Origin of the sequence: Variovorax sp. OAS795 (assembly GCF_040546685.1) — a bacterium.
Taxonomy (GTDB): Bacteria; Pseudomonadota; Gammaproteobacteria; order Burkholderiales; family Burkholderiaceae_C; genus Variovorax.
In genome coordinates, this window is the sequence record NZ_JBEPOH010000001.1 from 2,793,624 (window position 1) to 2,810,792 (window position 17,169).

Sequence of the window (17,169 nt, forward strand, 5' to 3'; positions counted from 1 at the left end):
TGCGGTGCGTTCAGAGATCCAGTACCAGCTCGGCGTCGAGCGCGCGAGACACGCAAAGAATGATGGACGTGTTTGCGCTGCGCTCCTCCTCACTCAACACGAAGTCGCGATGGTCTGCCTTGCCCGCCAGCAACGGGGTCTCGCACGTGCGGCACAAGCCTTCACGGCATGAGCACGGCAGCTCGATCCCGTTGTCTTCGAGTGTTTGAAGGATCGAGCGGCCAGCTGGCACCACGAATGTGGCGCCTTTGCGGTTCAGCGTGATCCGGAACGCGCCATCGGCAGCGGCATCGACCTTTGCGCCCTGCGCCGAGAATCGTTCGAAATGGAGGGAGCCGGACGGACGGTCTGCGGCTGCGGCCTCGACTGCATCCATCAAGGGCCCCGGGCCACAACAATAGATGTGAGCAGCATGCGGCACGGAAGACAAGAGGTGAGCAAGATTGGCAGGCTCCCCTTTCTCTTCGTCGACGTGCAGGTGGACTTGGTCGTGGTGCTCCGCCAGGCGCCAAAGGTAGGCTGCCCGGGCGAGCGTGCGTACGGAGTAGAGGAGGCGCCAGCGCTGACCATTGGCTTTGCAGGCTTCAATCATGCTCATGATCGGCGTGATGCCGATGCCCCCGGCGATGAACACATGCTCCTCGGCTTGGAGATGGAGACCGAACAGGGAGCGGGGCGCACTGATTTCCAGCCGGTCGCCTTCGCGCAGCCGTTCATGAACATGCCGGGACCCGCCGCGGGAATCATGCGCAAGGCCGACGCCGATGCAGTATCGCTCCCGCTCGTGGGGAGCATTGGTGAGTGAGTATTGCCGGCACAGTCCACCAGGCAGATGCACGTCCACATGTGAGCCTGCGGAGAAGGCGGGAAGCAGTCCGCCATCGGCGGAACGCAATTCGACCCCCACCACTCCCTCGGCCTCATGTGTGAGGCGTGACACGACCACGTCCAGCATCATCATGTGCCCCGGCGGTGCAGGGCGATAGACTGCTCGGCTGCGCCCGCAGTCGATGAGGCCTCGGCGGCTTCTTGCTCCAAGCGACGTTGGACGGCCCAGCGGAACTGGGACAAGGCGGCATCCATCGCAAACGGCATCATCTTGAATGCCGGGTCCAGCGAAAGATTCTTCTGCTGGGCGCTGATGATGGCTCGGTCTTCCTCGAAGGCGGTGACCACATTCTGGTGAATCGACTTCGTCACATCCGGTTTGTCGATCGAGAAATTGTGCGGGTGAGAGAAGAAATAGTGAGTCGAGTTTTCCGTCTCGGGAGTGATCGCTTGGCAGCCGCGAAACTCCGCTGCGTCAACGCGGCGGCCTTCCGGTGCGCCGGTGCCGGCCGGCGCATTTCCAGAGTCCATCAACAGGATGGCGGGAATGGTGAAGTTGTAGATGTTCCAGCGGTCTACCTTGCCGTTCCAGTCCTTCACTGCCTTCACGAATGGAGGCGGCTCGGTATTCAACACCCAACGCGTGATGCGGACACCGTCTTCGAGCCGCTCGACCTTGGGCGGATGCTCGGCATAGTCTGCGCCGCCCCCGAGAGTGGTCGGGTGCACGAAAGGCAGATGCGAAAAGTCCAGAAGGTTGTCGCAGATCAGGAGGTAGTTGACGTCGTAGTGGATGTACCCGTCGAGCCCGCGCCAATCCGGATGGTCGAGCCAAGGAGTCTCGGGAATCAACGCGGGATCAGCCTTTGCGGGGTCACCCATCCATATCCAGATCCATCGGTGTTGCTGCACCACGGGCAATGTCCGGACTTTTGCCTGCGGAGGAATTCGCGGCTGGGCGGGCGCTTCGATGCATTGACCGGACGCGTCGAATTTGAGGCCGTGATACATGCACCGCACGCAGTCGCCCTCGCGCTTTCCCATCGAAAGCGGAGCGCCACGATGGCAGCAACGATCCTCCAGCGCGGTCAGCTTGCCGTCGGACGTGCGGAACATGAGGATGGGCACGCCGATGATCGTCCGTGCAAACAGGCCTTCCGTTTCGACTTCGTGATCCCAGGCTGCGACGTACCAGGTGTTCTTGATAAACATGCTTGTCTCCTAAGGTGCCCGACTTGCGCAGGCGGGCAATAACGATGCGATCGGATCAATCTCCAAGGCGCCGCGACGCTTCATGCCTGAACGGGCATCACGACGAGCGATGAGGTCCCGCTGGCGATCAGGCGAGAGCGATCCGCATCAAAGAGCTTCGCGTGCGCAAAGGCGATTTGCCGCCCGACCCTGTCCACACCCGCCACCGCAAAGAAATTGCCTTGGTGGCCGGCGCTCTGCATGTTGATGGTCAGGCTGACAGTGGCACAGGTGTAGCCGGGCTTCAGCCGTGACAGCACGGCCATGGCCATGGCAAGGTCCAGCATGTTCGCCAGCGTGCCGCCGCCCACCACGCCATTGCCCTGCGTGGCACTGTGCGGCGCAGTGAACCTGATCACGAGTTCGCTTTCCCCGCTCTCGACCAGCAGGGCAGACAAGCCGGCCAGTGCGGGATTGATCTCCAGGGGAATGTTTCGCCCTCCAGAGGCAACCGCATTTGCTATGCAGGAACGGGTTGGATTGTCTGCTGCCAACTGGGTTTCCGACATCTCGCTGCACTCCCGGCTCAGCCCAAGAGGGTCGAGCGCGCGTTGTCGGGTGTGGCGACCTCAAAGCCGAGATCCTCGACGATTCTTGCGGCCTTGGTGACGAGCTCCGCATTGTCGCGCGCGAGCATGCCCGGCGCGACGTACAGGTTGTCCTCCAGGCCGACGCGCACATGCCCGCCCAGGATGGCCGCCACCGCCACCATCGGGAACTGCTCCGGGCCCACACCGAACGCGCTCCAATGCGCTCCCGCAGGAAGCAGGCGCTGCATCTCGGCCAGGACCGTCGGCGTGGCGGGCGCGCCCCAGGGGACCGACATGCAAAGCTGGAAGTACGCGCTCTTCGGGATGGCGCCAGTCGCAATCAGGTGACTCGCCAGGCGCGCATGGCCGAAGTCGAAGACTTCCAATTCCATGGTGACGCCGCACGCGTGAATTTGCGCAGCCATTTCGCGCAGGTGATTGGCGGGATTGACGAAGACCGCGTCACCAAAGCTCATGGTGGCGACGTCGAGGCTGCAGATGTCCGGCTTGAGCTTGACGACGTGCGCGACCCGTTCGGTTGGCGTCATGAGTTCCGCGTCGGCAATTGGTGCCACTCGAAACGGTGCATCGGTAGGCACCGTCAGCATCGTGCCCGGACCGGTCGTCAGGTTGATCAGCACGTCGCATCGTGAGGCGCGAATGCGCTGCACGACCTCCTCGTAGTAGGCGAACCTGGTGGAGGACTTGCCGGTCTTCGGGTCTCTGACGTGGATGTGGACGATCGACGCACCGGCTTTCGCGGCATCGATCGCCTGGTCCGCAATCTCCTCCGGCGACGCGGGGACGGCGGGGTTTTTTGCCCGGGTGTCTGCGGCGCCGGTCAGGGCGCAAGAAATGATGACGGGGGAGCGCTTGCTCATGTATGGCTGCCAGGTGTTGATAGGAGTAAGTGCCTGGAGCGGCGCCGTGGTTGCGCGGCTCAGGTCGTGTACGAGACGAATCGTATCGAAATGACTATATGGGCCATCTGCGACCGAGTCAACTGGGGAATGTTCAAAAATCCCAATAGTCTTCATAGGGGTAAACACTGAAATGTCATGTAGAAAACGAGACGTACAGTATCGTAATAGTTCAACTACTGGAGTCGCAGTGAAACTCGGAAGATTTGTGATGCAGGGGGTCGACGGCCCCGTTCAACGCATTTGCCTGGTGCAGCCGGAGCAATCTCGCGTCATCGACCTGCGCGCCGCGGAGGTTCTGAGGCAGCAGTCGCGCGGGGCAAGCCGCGATGCCGCGCTGCGCTACGCCTCGGCCGTGTTCCCAGGGAGCATGTCGGCTGCCATTGCTCTTGGCGAGGAGTTCCTCGAGACGGCCCACGAAGCCGCCACCCGGTTCGGCAACGATGCCTCGAAGTCGATCGAAGGCCTGCAATGGGCCGCGGCTTGTGACCCATCCGTGGTGCGCGACGGCCTCACGTTCGTGAAGCACATCCGGCAGTTTCACGAGCGAATGAAGCTCACACCTGCGCCTGCGTTGCTGCAAGTGCCCGGGTATTTCAAGGGCTCGCCCTGGACGGTGATCGGGCACGAGGCGGAAGTGCCCTGGCCGGCGCGCGCCGAGAAGATGGATTACGAGTTGGAAATCGGGTGGGTCATCGGACGCACCGCCCACAACATCACCCCCGACACAGCACGCTCGCACCTGTTCGGCGTCACGATCTTCAACGACTTCTCGGCTCGCGACCTGCAGGCCAACGAGTTTGCGATTGGAATGGGGCCGACGAAGAGCAAGGACTTTGCCTATGGCATCGGTCCCTGGGTCACCACGATCGATGAATTCGCTGACCTCAACCGTATCGGCATGTCCGTTCGAGTGAACGGCGAGACATGGGGCGAGGGCGACAGTTCGGAGATGCTCTGGAGCGTCGAAGAGCTGATCGCCTATGTGTCACTGGGGGACCATGTGCAGCCGGGCGACGTGATCGGTTCCGGCACGATGGGCAACGGTTCTGCTCTCGAGCTCGGCCGCAGCCTCAGTCCTGGCGACGTGGTCGAACTGGAGGTCTCGGGGGTGGGCGTGCTGCGCAACCGCATGGGACCACGGGAGCACGACACCTGGTGGCCAACCCCGCGCAAGCCTTTCATGTGAGCAGCCGATGATGACTTTTTCCCTTGGTACCTTCTCTCACGAAGGGGGCGATCGATTTGCCGGCATGTGCATCGGCGATCGTGTCCTGCCCCTGCATGCGCTGCACACCGTCGCGCTGGATTGCGGAGCCGAGTGGCCTGCGAATTCATCTGTGCTCGACCTGCTGCAGGAATGGGATCGCAACTTGATGGTGCTGCGCGCGCTGCGGGAGCGCATCCCTGCGCAGCACACCGGCGAGGTGCCCATGTCGAAGCTGCGGGTGCATCCTCCGGTCGATCTGCCGCGGCAGGTGCTTTGCACCGGAGCCAACTACCGCAAGCACGTGGTCGACCTGACGCTGGACATGGGCGTGGGACCGCAAGGGCTCGAGGGGCCGGCACTGCGCAAGTGGGCCGAAGACATGATGGATGAACGCAAGGCGCACGGCGAGCCCTACGTCTTTCCGAAACTGCCTTCAGCCATCACGGGAGCGTTCGACTCCGTCGTGCTTCCTGCCACCACCCTCAAGCCCGACTGGGAACTGGAGCTCGCGGTCATCATGGGGCGCCCCGCACGCAACGTGAGCCGTGAGCGCGCGCTCGACTACGTCGCGGGCTACGCGATCGTGAACGACGTGTCTGCGCGCGACCTGATCGCACGCACGGACTACAAGATGTTGGGAACCGACTGGCTCAGGTCCAAGTCTGCGCCGACTTTCATGCCCTTCGGCCCCGTACTTGTGCCCGCCTGCTTCGTGCCCGATGCGCAGGATCTGCGCATCACGCTGAAGCTGAACGGACAGACCATGCAGGACGAGTCCACGGCCGACATGCTGTTCGACGTGGCCCGGCAGATCGAATACATCACCGCGCATGTCCAACTGTGGCCCGGCGATCTCGTCGCGACCGGTTCGCCTGCGGGGAACGGTACGCACTACAACCGATTCCTCCGGGAGGGAGACCTGATGGAGTCGTCCATCGAAGGGCTTGGGAGCCAGCGCAACAGATGTATCGGGCCCTCGACGCCGCAGACGGCCTGATCGCGCAGTTCGCGCAACCAAACAACTCGAAATACCGCTAATGAAAAGGGAACTGGGCGTGAATACTGAAGCAACGATCGAGCAACTGCGCGACAAGGTCTCCGCGCACGTACGGCCGGTCCGCCGCATCGTCACCGGCGAGAACGAGAAAGGCAAATCCGTCTTCGTTTCGGATGGGCCGGCCCCGAACCACACCACGGATCCGAACACCCCCGTTGCCCACGTGTTGTGGGCAACGGGCGAGGCGTCCGCACCAGGGCCCGATCCGGCACCCGCCGGACAAGCCTTCGGCTTTCACTCCAAGGGGGGCTCCCTCCTTCGCGTGGTCGACTTCCCGCCCGACGAGGCCTACGAGCCGGCGAAACTGGCGCGGTTCCTGGACGAGCACGGGGTCCGGGACAAGGGCGACGCCCGTCACTTCTGGTTCCACAAGACGCAGTCGCTGGACTATGCCATCGTGTTGGAGGGCGAGATCCACGCCCTCATGGACGAGGGGGAAACGCTGATGCGTGCCGGTGACATCCTGATCCAGAGAGCGACCAACCACAGTTGGGCGAACCGATCAGGCAAGCTTTGCCGCATGGCATTCGTGCTGCTCGACCTGGATGCCGACGCGAAAGCTGGCTCGAAATGAAAAGCTGACCTCGGTGCTCGGCGGTCGCTGCGCTGTTCCCGGCGCTCGCGTGCGTCGCCGCGGCCGCGCCCGGCTGCGACTCATGGCTTTTAGGACGGGGCCCGGGGCCAGATAATGATGCCTACCAAATAGCCATCGGGAATTCCTTGCCTACCAAACCAACTTCCCAAGGGACCGCAGCCAAGGCTCGCGGCCGCTCACCCGCAGTCAAGCTGGCCGCCGCCCCGGGTCCCGCCGCGACGCGAACACGTTCGCCCGGGCGGGCTCGCAGTGATTCTTCGCGCATGGCCATTCTGGAAGCCACGCTCAAGCTTCTGGAGGCAACCCCCGTGCAGCAGATCTCGATCGAATCGATCGCACGCGAGGCAGGGGTGGGCAAAGCGACCATCTACAGGTGGTGGAACTCGAAGGCTGCAGTGGTCATCGAGGCATTCCTGCACACTCACCTGAGTCACACCCCCATGCCGAAAGTCGAGAGCCCGCGCGAGGCCCTCACGCGCCACGTGCATCTGCTGGTCGAGGAGTACAGCGGCTGGTCCGGGCGCATCGTTTCGCAGATCATGGCCGAGGGGCAGAGCGACCCGGATGTACTGCGTGAGTTCCGTGAACGTTTCTGGTACGGGCGGCGAGCGGTTGTTCGCGAGGTACTTGAAGATGCGCGCCGCCTGGGTGAAATACGCGACGACCTGGACACGGAATTGCAGATGGACATCCTGTATGCGCCAATCTATTTCCGGCTCCTCATGAGGCACTTGCCACTGGACAAGAAATTCGCGGACCAGCACTGCGCCGCCATCATGCAGATGCTGACGCCCATCGGCAAGGTTGCTGCCGCAACGCAATCGAAGAAGCGCAAGCTCGCCTAAGGATTCGGGGCGTGCGCGTCAGCGTCCAAGCAGCGAGCTTTCCACCAGCCCCTCGTAGGTCGTATCGGCTCCCGGCAGGCCCGCGCGGCGGCGCTGCTCGATGAGCAGCTCGATGCCGGCCCGATCTGGAACCAGAGAGGCAGGTGTAGCACCCAGCATGGCGTCCACCGCAGGCGCGGGGAAACCTGCCAATGTCAGTGCTTGTCGTGCGGCCTCAGGTGCGATCCCCATGCTCTGACGAGCATTCTCGAGATTGCGAAGCCAGGCAGAAAGAGCAGGTCGCATCCGTTCCAAAGCCGCCGAGCTCACCACAAGGCCCTGTCCCGGAAATGCCGGGTAGCGTCCCTGCACCGTCGCGAGCCGCGCAAGACCTGCCGCAATGGCCATTGCGTCGAATGGGGGGCCCAGCAGCGTGGCGTGGCCACGCCCGGAGACGATGGCATCGTGTCTTTCCTTGACGCCGCCCACCGGCTCCAGCACATACGCTTCAGGGCCGACGTCAGCATCGGCGAGCATTGCGCGCAGAGCCACGATGAATCCGTTGCGAGGCGCATCGACCAGGATCGTGGCACCCCGAAGATCTTCCAGTGACGTGCGATCCCGCTGCCCGACAACGGTCAAGGGCGTCGTGCGTTCAAGCTGCGCCACAACGCGGAAGTCCTGCGGCCCACCGCGCAGATTCCAGTCCATGACGTTGTCGATGGCCGTTACCACGGCATCCGTTTCACCGGAGGCCAGTGCTTCGAACTGTTCATCGGAAGACGTGTTGCGCCGGGAGAGGAGGGTCACTTCGGCAACCATCGCCAATCCCTCCGCGACGACGGCCACCGGCGGCGGAACGAACCAAAGAACTCGCAGTGTGGGTGTCATGGGTTTGTCCGGTTCGGTATCAGGTCAACTCGAGCTTGATTCCGGAGCGCTTGACGACCGGAATCCACTTCGCGCGTTCGGAGCGAATGAAGGTGGAGAACTCGGCCGGCGCGCTCCCCACGGGTTCTCCACCGTAGTCGCGGTACCTGCTGATGACCTCCGGCTTGCGGGCCAAGGTAGCGCACGCGGTCGCGAGTTTTTCCAAGATGGGTTTCGGCGTGCCCGAGGGTGCAAGAAGGCCGAACCAGGTCGATGCGTCGTACTCCCCCATGCCCAACTCCTCGAAAGTCGGTACGTTTGGAAGCAGCGGATGCCGCCCCTTGCCCGTGACGGCCAGCGCCTTCAGCCTGCCTGCCTGGATGTTGCTCATCGAGGCGGCAAGCGCGTCGAACATCACTTGCGTCTCGCCGCCCAGAAGCGCCGTGTACGGACTGGTCGTGTTGTATGGGACAAATTGGTAGCGGGTTCCCGTGATCGCTCCAAACCACTCGCCCAGCAAATGCTGGAACGTGCCGATACCGAGGGTTCCAGCAGAAATGGCACCTGGCTTGGCTTTGGCCAACGCCACGAGCTCGGACGCCGTGGAGGCAGGAAGGTTGGGATTGGCAACCATCACGCTGCGCAAGGTGGTGAGCTGGCTGATGGCTTCGAAATCGTCAGGCTTGTACGGAAGCTTCGTGTACAGCTCCGACATGTAGCAAAGCGAACTCGGGATGCCGACAAGCAGGGTGTAGCCATCCGGAGGTGACTTCGCGACCAGTGAAGTGCCTATGGTCGTCGCGCCACCCGGTCGGTTGTCGACGAGCACAGACTGCCCGAGCAGGGATGTCAGCCCTGCGGCCCAGAAGCGCGAATCCGCGTCGAGTCCCGACCCGGGTGGGTTCGCGACCACGATGCGCACGGGCTTGTTGGGATAGTCCTGCGCTGCCGAAGGGCCTGCAAAAGGGGTCATCAGCATCGCGGCGCCAGTGCCTAGCACCTGCCGTCTCGAGATCGTCATGGGTTTTTCTCCGGAGGTTGTGACGCACTGAGTGGATTGCGCCAGGTACTTGCGGCGATTATTGCAATACGGAGCGTATTGCAAATATGGGGAAACCACCTAGGCGTGCTTGCCGGCATCGAATGCCCTCCGTAGCGGACGTGGTAGGGCTTCCCCAGACCAACACCGCGTCCAGTCGCAAGGGTTTGCCCTAGCTCAATAGCGAGACGATGCGTCTAGTATCTAAGTCGATGCGGTCAACTTCCGACCGAGTTTTCAAAATTCCAAAGGAGCAAGGATGAACATCCTCGGACCTGACTCTCTGGTCTTTGGCGTCGATGACGTCGCAGCCTGCATTCAGTACTTCACCGACTATGGCCTGACGCCCGTCGACGTCAGTGATGCCGGTGGCCGCTTCGAGGCTGTCGACGGCACCTCCATCGTCATCGCGCGCCGGGACGATGCGTCCTTGCCTGCACCCATGGAGACTGGAACGATGCTGCGCAAGACGATCTATGGCGTCGCGGATCGCCAGTCGCTGGACGCCATCGCCGATGAGCTGGGTCGCGACCGCGAAGTGAAACGCCTGGCCGATGGTTCCATCGAAGCCAGTGACGACATGGGCTTCGTGCTCGGGTTCCAGGTCTCGGTCCGGCGCAAGATCGACTTGCCTGGCGAAGCGGTGAATTCGCCGGGCAGCAAGCCGGCTCGCGGTCCGAACGTCCTGGGCGCAAGCCCGAACGCAGAGCACCGGCCTCTGACTCTCTCGCACGTCGTGTACTTCGTGCCCGACCAGGCCAGGGCTTCCAGGTTCTACGTGGACCGGCTCGGCTTCCGATGCACCGATCGATTCATCGATGCCGGCAGTTTCCTTCAGCCGGCAGGAACGCTGGACCACCACACGCTTTTCCTGATCCAGACGCCGGCCTTCATGAAGGGCGTCGAGCATTTCACATTCCATCTCTCGGGTCCCACCGCGGTGCTTCAACGCGGCACCGCGTTCGTAGCCAAGGGCTACCAGAGCTATTGGGGGCCCGGCCGGCACAAGTTCGGCTCCAACTGGTTCTGGTACTTCAACAGTCCGGTGGGCTGCCACGTGGAGTACGACGCGGACATGGACCTGCACGACGACAGCTGGGTCGCGCGCGAAGCACCCATGCAGGTCGATGAATCGCAGATCTTCCTTTTTCAGCACCGCGACAAGTGGGCACCGGGCGGCCCACCGCCGCCTGGCGGCGAGGCGCATTGAAGGGCTGGCATGCGCGCGTACCTGTGCCGGCTCGACGAACTCCCTGACCCGGCGGCTCGCGGCTTCGCTCCCGACGGCACCTCGCGAAAAGCGATGTTCGTGGTCCGGCACGGCGGCCGCGTGAGAGGCTGGCTCGACGCCTGCCCGCATGTCGATGGCGCACCGCTGGCCTGGCGCAAGGATGCCTACCTGGGCGCCGACAGGAATTCGATCGTTTGCTATGGGCATGGCGCGGTGTTCGACATCGACACCGGAATCTGCACCAGGGGGCCATGCCTGGGGCAGGCACTCACGCCTGTGGCGCTGGAATGCGATGAAGGGGCGTTGTGGATCGCATCGCCGCACGCCGAGAGCTGACAACTTTCCCGAGGGCTTCCCAATGAATTCGACAACCGGTTTGCGGGCGCGCGTTGCGCTCATGGCCGCGCACTGCGCGGGAATGATCGACATCATCGCGCTGCCCGTGTGGGTCGGAACGCTCATCGCACGGTTCGGCTTCGACCCACAGCAGGCGGGCGCGCTGGCCACGCTGTTCCTGGCGGGCGGGGTCATGGCGAGCTTGAGCCTGGCACCGCGCTTCAATCGCCTGCGGGGCCGCCGCTGGCTCGTACCCGCGGGCTACGCACTGTCGGCCGCTGCGTTCCTGGCCTGCATGCGCACCAGCCAGTTCGAAACACTCGCGGTCCTGCATCTGCTGGCCGGCATCGCAACCGGTATCGGGTTGAGCATCACGCATGGCACCGTCGCGCTCACCGGCAATCCGCATCGGCTGTTCGGCTTCATGCAGGTTGCGGTGGGCGTCCTAGGCATTGCCTACATGGCGGCTGCCCCGCAGATCATTGGGAAGGTCGGAGGCGCAGGGCTCTTCGCGATCTTCGGCGCGATCATGATCGCGGCGAGCGTCATCACTGCCTTTGCATTCCCGACGGTGCGACCCGCCCAGGCGGGAGCCGCCGTGCCCGGCGTGCGGCCGGCGCGGCTGCCGAAGGCGGCGTGGTGCGCGATGGCGGGCATCAGCCTGATGAACGTCACGCAGGCCATGGTGTTCTCCTTCATGGAGCGGATGGGGGCAGACCGCGGATTCACACCGTCCGATCTGCATCTGGTCCTGATCGCCGTGGGCGTCGTCAATCTGCTGCCGGGCGCGGTCGCCGCGTTCCTGCAGCACAAGCTCGATGCCCGCAAAGTCGTGCTTGGCGGCGCCACGGCACAAGCCATCCTGGCAGTGGTTCTTGTGTCGAGCAACGCGTTTCCCGCCTATGCCGCGAGCGGCGCCTTCTTCGTCTCCGCGGTCATCTTCACGCACATCTTCACGTTCGGGGCACTGGCCAAGCTGGATCCGTCCGGACGCGCGGTATCGGCGACGCCCGCCATGCTGATGGTCGGCTCCGCCATCGGTCCGGTCCTGGGTGGCACCCTGGTGAAGTACTTCGGTTATGGGGCCATCGGCTGGGCGGCAGTCGCGATCGATGCCGTGGCCTTCTGCTTCTATCTGCAACTGCGAAACCACTCTGCGCAACCCGATGCGCAGGTGGCAAGGACTCAACCACAAACATGACAGAAAAGGAGACACGCTCATGAACAAGACTCAGCGGGTGCTGGTGGTCGGAAGTGGCATCGGCGGCGCCACGGCGGCCTATGCGCTGGCCAAGGCAGGCCTGGAGACCCACTGCATCGACATCCAGCCGGCCAGATCCACGCTCGGCTCAGGCATCTGCCTGCTTCACAACACCATGCGCGCCCTTTCGGAGATCGGCCTGGCCGAGCCTTGTCTCGATAGCGGCCTTCGTTTCGAGGTGTTCAAGCAATACGATGCGGCCGGGCAATTGCTCATGTCCAACCCCACACCGCCCGGCATCGGCATCCGCCGTCCCGAACTTGCGCGAATCCTCGAGACTTCAGCTGGCGAAGCAGGAGCGAAGATGGAACGCGGCCTCACCGCCAGGAGCGTGACCGATCGCGGAGACCATGTGGAAGTGGAGTTTTCCGATGGGCGCGAGGCTGCCTACGATCTCGTGGTTGCAGCGGACGGCGCCTACTCGAAACTGCGCGAGCAATTCTTCGGTGCCGAGCATCGCGTGTGTTTTGCCGGCCAGAGCGCCTGGCGCTTCAATGCGCCGCGGCCGCCCGAGGTCGATGGCTTCTGTCTCTATCGCTCGCCCGATGGCAAGCGCGCCGTCGGCGCGCTGCCGACGTCGAAGGAGACGTGCTACCTGTTCTTCCTGGAGAACAGCGCCCAGCACCTGCATTGGCCGGACGACCAGCTGGATGTTCTGGTCCGCGAGCGACTCGCCGGCTTCTCCGCCCCGGTGATCCAGGACGCGTTGGCGTTGATCACGAGCCCGCAGCAAGTCCTGGTTCGTCCTTTCGACGTCACGCTCGTGCCGGCCCCCTGGCATCGCGGCCGGGTGGTTCTGATCGGCGATTCGGCGCACTCGCCGACTCCGCAGATGACTTCCGGCGGCGGCATGGCCATCGAGGACGCGGTGGTGCTTGCCAATTGCCTCCAGGCCGAAAGCAGCATTCCGGAGGCCCTGGCGGCCTATACGAACCGCCGGTTCGAGCGCGTCTCCACGGTGTGGAACGCCTCGCTGCAGCTGTGCAAGTACGAGCAGGAAGCGGTGCCGAATCCGCAAAGATCGGCCGCGCTCCTGCTGCAGACGTACCAGTATCTCGGCCAGCCCATGTGAGTGTCCCCACGGCCGCGAAGAAGATCACGGGCATGAAGTCCATCGTCGACGCGGCCTGGCACCACTTCGTCAAGGTGGCGGAGCTGGGGTCGGTGTCGCGCGCGGCCGTGGCGGCGGATGTTCCGCAGTCGGTGGTGAGCCGGTGCATCGCCCAGCTCGAGCGCGACGCGGGCTCCCCCCTGTTTCGCCGCACCGGACGCGGGGTGGTCCTGACCGAACTCGGCGAGCAGCTGTACCCGCGGATACAGCGGCTGATCGCCGAGTCGGAGAGCTTTGCCGACGACGTGCGCGCGAGCAGGGGCGTGCCGGTGGGCGACGTGCGCCTGGGGCTGCTGCCCTCCACCGTGCCATCGCTCGCGGGTCCGCTTTACCAGCGCGTCCTCAAGCAGTTTCCCCAGGTGCGATTGCACCTGACGGAGGGCTCCAGTTCACAACTGCAGGAGATGCTGGACCAGGGACGACTGGATCTTTCCTTGCTGCTGCGTGACGGTGGTGAGGCGAGCGCGGACGAGCCCGTCTTGATGGAAGGCGCGCTTTGCCTCGTGGCCGCCAGCAACGACCCGCTCGCAGGTCGGCGGGAGATTCGCTTCGAGGAAGTCACCCGGCTGCCGCTGGTGCTGCCCGCCGAACCTCATCCGCTGCGCGAGCGGCTGGTCGTGCTGGCGCGCAAGATGGGGCAGAGCTTGCGTGTCGTCGCCGAGGCGAATTCCATCCGGTTGCAGCACGAGATCGCGGCGTCTGCCGCGGGCTATGCGATCACCGCCCCTTCCATTGCTGCGCACGACCAGGGCCGGCTCGCCGCATTGAAGATCGTGGAGCCGGTGCTGTCGCGCGCGATCGTGCTCGCGGTCGCCCGCCACCGGCCGCACACGCTGGCGACGCGGGAGATCCACGCGCTCTTGCTATCGATGTCCCCCGCGATCCTTTCGCAAGAAAGCTCCGGCGCCTGAGCTTTCGCCGGAGCGGATAGCTGCTATCGCGTGCGCACTCTCGCTCATCGCGCGCAGCAAACCTAAAGTGCCTTTCATCGTTGCTGTGCCTCGATGAGGACAGCGTTCCAGCCACCACAACCGAGAGAGACAAACATGCTTACCTACAAGCGCGCAGACGCGCGGGCCTGGGCCCGCGACAACCTGACCGGCTGCTCCGCCGTGACCATCCCGAGCTATTCCGCCGATCTCAAGCGCCTGAACGAACGCGGCATCCGCCATGACGTGGCGCTGGCCAAGGAACTCGGGTTCAAGCACACGCTGCTGTGCGCCGAAGTGGCCATCTCGCCGGAGGAGAACGCGCAGTTCACCGCCTGGGCGGCGGACACGGCGGGCCCGGACTTCGGCCTGTTCTTCCATGCGGCCTTCAACACGCTGGCGGAGAACATCCAGGCTGTGAAGCTCGCGGAGGCCGCCGGCGCCACCATGGTGCTGCTGTCCTATCCCGCGCAGTTCTGGCCGACGACGGAGCAGGAAGTCTTCGACTACACCAAGGAAATGTGCGACGCGACCCAGCTGGGCGTGATGCTGTTTCCGTTGCCGGCCTGGGGCTTCGAGCGCATCCATCCGGCAGGCATGTCGGTCGCGCTGGTGCGGCGGCTGCTCGACGCATGCCCGAACATCGTGGCGATCAAGTCGGAGCAGGGCTTCCCGCTGCCGGCCGGCATCTGCGAGATGTACCACCACTTTCGCGACGAGGTGGTCATCAGCTGCCCGATCGAGGGCGATGCCATCCCGCTCATGAGCCTGATGAAGATGCAGTTCTCCGGCACCAGCAACACGCAGTGGATGGGCGACTACTATCCGCGCGCCTTCGAGCTGGCCCGCACCGGAAAGTGGGAAGAGGCGATGCAGCTGTACTGGCAGGTCAACCCGGCGCGCGGCGCGAACGGCGCCGCCACGCAGGCCTACATCGGCGGCACGTCGGTGCTGAACAGGACCATGTGGAAGTACCAGGACTGGCTCGCCGGCTTCAATGGCGGCCCGCTGCGGGCTCCGGCCATGCGCATCCCCGACCGGTTCCTGAAGGTGCTTCGCCAGGGGCTGGTGGCTTCGGGACTGCCGGTGACCTCCGATCCGGACAGCGCCTTCATGGTTGGCCGGCATCCCTGCTGACGCGGTTGCCGGACAGCCGCTTCACAAAGAAAAGAGACAAGACCATGACACTCCTGAGACGCCGCACATTCATCGGCGGCATGGGCGGCCTGCTGCTTTCATCGGTGCACGCCGCCGAGGCGATCCGCGTGATCGTGCCCTATGCCGCGGGCGGCTTTACCGACATCGGCGGGCGGGTCATCTGCGAGCAACTGGGCCAGGTGCTGGGGCAGCCCGTGATCGTCGAGAACCGGCCCGGGGGCGGCACGCGGATCGGGACCTCCGCCGTGTTCGGCGCCAAGCCGGACGGCAACACGCTGCTGCTGACCAACATCGCCTACAGCATTCTTCCGCTGGTCGACCCTTCGGTGAAGTACGACGCGCCCACGGCTGCTGTGCCGGTGGGCATTGCTTCGGTCTATTCCATCGCCGTGGTCGTCAATGCGCAACTGCCGGTGAAAACGCTGCGGGAGTTCGTCGACTACGCACGCAAGAACCCGGGCAAGCTGACCTATGGCAGCGCCGGCCCGGGCAGCGGGGCGCACCTGGGGGGTGAGCTGTTCAAGTCTTTGACCGGCACCGATCTGGTCCACGTGCCGTTCCGGTCCACCGCGAATGCGCTCACCGAGCTGGCCGCGGGCCGGGTCGATCTCACCTTCGACGGCACGGCCCTCGAACTGGCGAAGACCGGCAAGGTCAGGATCCTCGCGGTGTCGGGCACCGACCGCGATCCGCGCTTGCCGGACATTCCCACCGTGGCGGAAGCCGGGCTCAAGGGCATGGAGAGCGAATTCCTGGCTCGGCATCTTTGCGCCGCCGGGCACGCCCGCACCGGTGATCGAGCGGTTGAACCAGGCGCTGAACACCGTCCTGCAGAAAGAGGCGCTGAAGGCGCCCTTCCGCGAACTCGGCATGGTCCCGCGTGCCGGCCCGCCAAGCCTGTTGATCGACCAGGTGCGCCATGACACCGATCTGTACAGGCGCGTCATCCACGAAGCCAAGCTGAAATTCGAATGAACTCAATCAACCTCCATCTCCCCGAAGTCGCCGCAGCGGATGCGCCCGTGTTCGTCTCCTCCGAAACCGCGGCTGCCGTTTTCCAGTGGCTGCCGGCGGTGCGCGCCTTGCAGCAAACCTATGCGCGGCCGATGGGTCCGAGCGCGGTGCCTCGGCGCACCATCGCCGCGGGCGCCGCGGAGCGTGCGTCGCTGCGAACCATGACCGCGGTACCGCCGGGATCGCGCTACTACGGCGCCAAGCTGATGGGCATGGCCTTCGGTGCGGCGGGTCGGCAGCTCGAGTACGCCGTCGTCCTGTTCGATGCCACCACGGGCTCGCTGGCCGCGATCGTCGATGGCAACCTCGTCACGGCCTACCGCACGGCCGCCACGTCGGCCGCGGCCCTGGACCGGCTCGCGCCGGAGCGCCCCGCGAGCCTCGCCGTCCTTGGCAGCGGCCTGGAAGCGCGCATGCATACGCTCGCCATCGCCGCGGTGCGCGAGCTGCACGAGATCAAGGTCTACAGCCCCACACCGCGCAAGTGCGAGGCCTTCGCGAAAGCCCTGGGCGCCGAGCTGGGCGTTCGCGCGCATGCCGTCGAGTCGCCCGCAGAAGCCGTGGGCGGCGCAGACATCGTGCTGGCGGCTGCGCGCTCTTATGGCGAGAAACCCATCCTGCACGGCGAGTGGCTCGCGCCCCATGCGACGGTGGTCTCCATCGGATCGACGCTGCCGGACCAGCGCGAAGTCGACAGCAGCGTGGTGGCCCGTGCCGGCCTCATCGTCTGCGACAACGTGGAGGAAGTGCTCGAGGAATCCGGCGACATGCTGGCCGCGCGGCGGGACGGTGTCGAGCCGGAGGCCAAGTGCGTCAGCCTCAACGACCTGATGTCCGGCAAGGCGAGCCACACCCGCCGCGAAGGCGAGGTGGCCATGTACAAGTCGGTCGGCTCCGGACTGCAGGACGTGGTGGTCGCCGGGATGATCCTCGACCTCGCGCGTGCCGCCGGCCTGGCGACGCCGCTGCCGATCCGATTCGAAACCAAGCGCATCGGCTGATGCA

The 17,169-nt window shown here is 64.6% G+C and carries 18 protein-coding genes; 12 read left to right on the forward strand and 6 right to left on the reverse strand.

Going from position 1 to position 17,169, the window contains the following annotated elements:
- Positions 1-10: 10 nt before the first annotated feature.
- The 4 genes from ABID97_RS13415 to ABID97_RS13430 all read right to left on the reverse strand — a co-directional run bounded on the left by ABID97_RS13415 (position 11) and on the right by ABID97_RS13430 (position 3,490).
- Positions 11-961, reverse strand: coding sequence for a PDR/VanB family oxidoreductase (locus ABID97_RS13415; RefSeq protein ID WP_354398957.1), 951 nt, complete (start codon positions 959-961; stop codon positions 11-13).
- On the reverse strand, positions 958-2,040 hold the full coding sequence (locus ABID97_RS13420; RefSeq protein WP_354398958.1) for an aromatic ring-hydroxylating dioxygenase subunit alpha: 1,083 nt from the start codon (positions 2,038-2,040) through the stop codon (positions 958-960). The genes ABID97_RS13415 and ABID97_RS13420 overlap by 4 nt, the downstream gene beginning before the upstream one ends.
- 80 nt (positions 2,041-2,120) lie before the next feature.
- Positions 2,121-2,588, reverse strand: a complete 468-nt coding sequence (locus tag ABID97_RS13425; protein WP_354398959.1) for a PaaI family thioesterase — start codon at positions 2,586-2,588, stop codon at positions 2,121-2,123.
- A gap of 17 nt (positions 2,589-2,605) precedes the next feature.
- Positions 2,606-3,490 (reverse strand): beta-keto acid cleavage family enzyme, encoded by an 885-nt coding sequence (locus ABID97_RS13430; protein ID WP_354398960.1) that lies wholly within the window; start codon positions 3,488-3,490, stop codon positions 2,606-2,608.
- 229 nt (positions 3,491-3,719) lie between these two features.
- Between ABID97_RS13430 and ABID97_RS13435 the strand changes: the two genes are divergently transcribed.
- The 4 genes from ABID97_RS13435 to ABID97_RS13450 all read left to right on the forward strand — a co-directional run bounded on the left by ABID97_RS13435 (position 3,720) and on the right by ABID97_RS13450 (position 7,236).
- A complete protein-coding gene (locus ABID97_RS13435) occupies positions 3,720-4,718 on the forward strand; it encodes a fumarylacetoacetate hydrolase family protein (protein WP_354398961.1) in 999 nt (332 codons plus the stop codon).
- Positions 4,719-4,725: 7 nt separating this feature from the next.
- Positions 4,726-5,736: a fumarylacetoacetate hydrolase family protein gene (locus ABID97_RS13440; protein WP_354398962.1), complete on the forward strand. Its 1,011-nt coding sequence runs from the start codon at positions 4,726-4,728 to the stop codon at positions 5,734-5,736.
- A 40-nt stretch (positions 5,737-5,776) separates the two neighbouring features.
- The gene (locus ABID97_RS13445; protein WP_354398963.1) at positions 5,777-6,370 is read left to right on the forward strand and encodes a cupin domain-containing protein; all 594 of its coding nucleotides are present in this window, start codon (positions 5,777-5,779) and stop codon (positions 6,368-6,370) included.
- Positions 6,371-6,654: 284 nt separating this feature from the next.
- Positions 6,655-7,236 (forward strand): TetR/AcrR family transcriptional regulator, encoded by a 582-nt coding sequence (locus ABID97_RS13450; RefSeq protein ID WP_354398964.1) that lies wholly within the window; start codon positions 6,655-6,657, stop codon positions 7,234-7,236.
- Between the two features lie 18 nt (positions 7,237-7,254).
- Here ABID97_RS13450 and ABID97_RS13455 read toward each other — a convergent pair whose 3' ends face one another.
- Both ABID97_RS13455 and ABID97_RS13460 read right to left on the reverse strand, forming a co-directional pair.
- Entirely contained in the window at positions 7,255-8,106 is an 852-nt protein-coding gene (locus ABID97_RS13455; protein ID WP_354398965.1) for an ABC transporter substrate-binding protein, read from the reverse strand.
- A gap of 19 nt (positions 8,107-8,125) precedes the next feature.
- On the reverse strand, positions 8,126-9,106 hold the full coding sequence (locus tag ABID97_RS13460) for a Bug family tripartite tricarboxylate transporter substrate binding protein (RefSeq protein WP_354398966.1): 981 nt from the start codon (positions 9,104-9,106) through the stop codon (positions 8,126-8,128).
- 277 nt (positions 9,107-9,383) lie between these two features.
- Here ABID97_RS13460 and ABID97_RS13465 point away from each other — a divergent pair, with 277 nt between their 5' ends.
- The 8 genes from ABID97_RS13465 to ABID97_RS13505 all read left to right on the forward strand — a co-directional run bounded on the left by ABID97_RS13465 (position 9,384) and on the right by ABID97_RS13505 (position 17,165).
- On the forward strand, positions 9,384-10,334 hold the full coding sequence (locus ABID97_RS13465; RefSeq protein ID WP_354398967.1) for a VOC family protein: 951 nt from the start codon (positions 9,384-9,386) through the stop codon (positions 10,332-10,334).
- Positions 10,335-10,343: 9 nt separating this feature from the next.
- Positions 10,344-10,691 carry a Rieske (2Fe-2S) protein gene (locus ABID97_RS13470; RefSeq protein ID WP_354398968.1) on the forward strand — a complete coding sequence of 116 codons (348 nt, stop codon included), beginning with the start codon at positions 10,344-10,346 and terminating at the stop codon, positions 10,689-10,691.
- 22 nt (positions 10,692-10,713) lie between these two features.
- A complete protein-coding gene (locus ABID97_RS13475) occupies positions 10,714-11,892 on the forward strand; it encodes an MFS transporter (RefSeq protein ID WP_354398969.1) in 1,179 nt (392 codons plus the stop codon).
- Positions 11,804-13,024, forward strand: coding sequence for an FAD-dependent monooxygenase (locus ABID97_RS13480; protein WP_354398970.1), 1,221 nt, complete (start codon positions 11,804-11,806; stop codon positions 13,022-13,024). Before ABID97_RS13475 ends, ABID97_RS13480 begins: the two co-directional genes overlap by 89 nt.
- Positions 13,025-13,056: 32 nt before the next feature.
- On the forward strand, positions 13,057-13,974 hold the full coding sequence (locus ABID97_RS13485) for a LysR family transcriptional regulator (RefSeq protein ID WP_354398971.1): 918 nt from the start codon (positions 13,057-13,059) through the stop codon (positions 13,972-13,974).
- 135 nt (positions 13,975-14,109) lie between these two features.
- Complete coding sequence (locus ABID97_RS13490) at positions 14,110-15,129, forward strand: dihydrodipicolinate synthase family protein (protein ID WP_354398972.1); 1,020 nt, start codon at positions 14,110-14,112, stop codon at positions 15,127-15,129.
- A 44-nt stretch (positions 15,130-15,173) separates the two neighbouring features.
- Positions 15,174-16,073 carry a Bug family tripartite tricarboxylate transporter substrate binding protein gene (locus tag ABID97_RS13495; RefSeq protein WP_503012771.1) on the forward strand — a complete coding sequence of 300 codons (900 nt, stop codon included), beginning with the start codon at positions 15,174-15,176 and terminating at the stop codon, positions 16,071-16,073.
- Between the two features lie 48 nt (positions 16,074-16,121).
- Entirely contained in the window at positions 16,122-17,165 is a 1,044-nt protein-coding gene (locus tag ABID97_RS13505; RefSeq protein ID WP_354398973.1) for an ornithine cyclodeaminase family protein, read from the forward strand.
- The last annotated feature ends 4 nt before the right edge of the window (positions 17,166-17,169 follow it).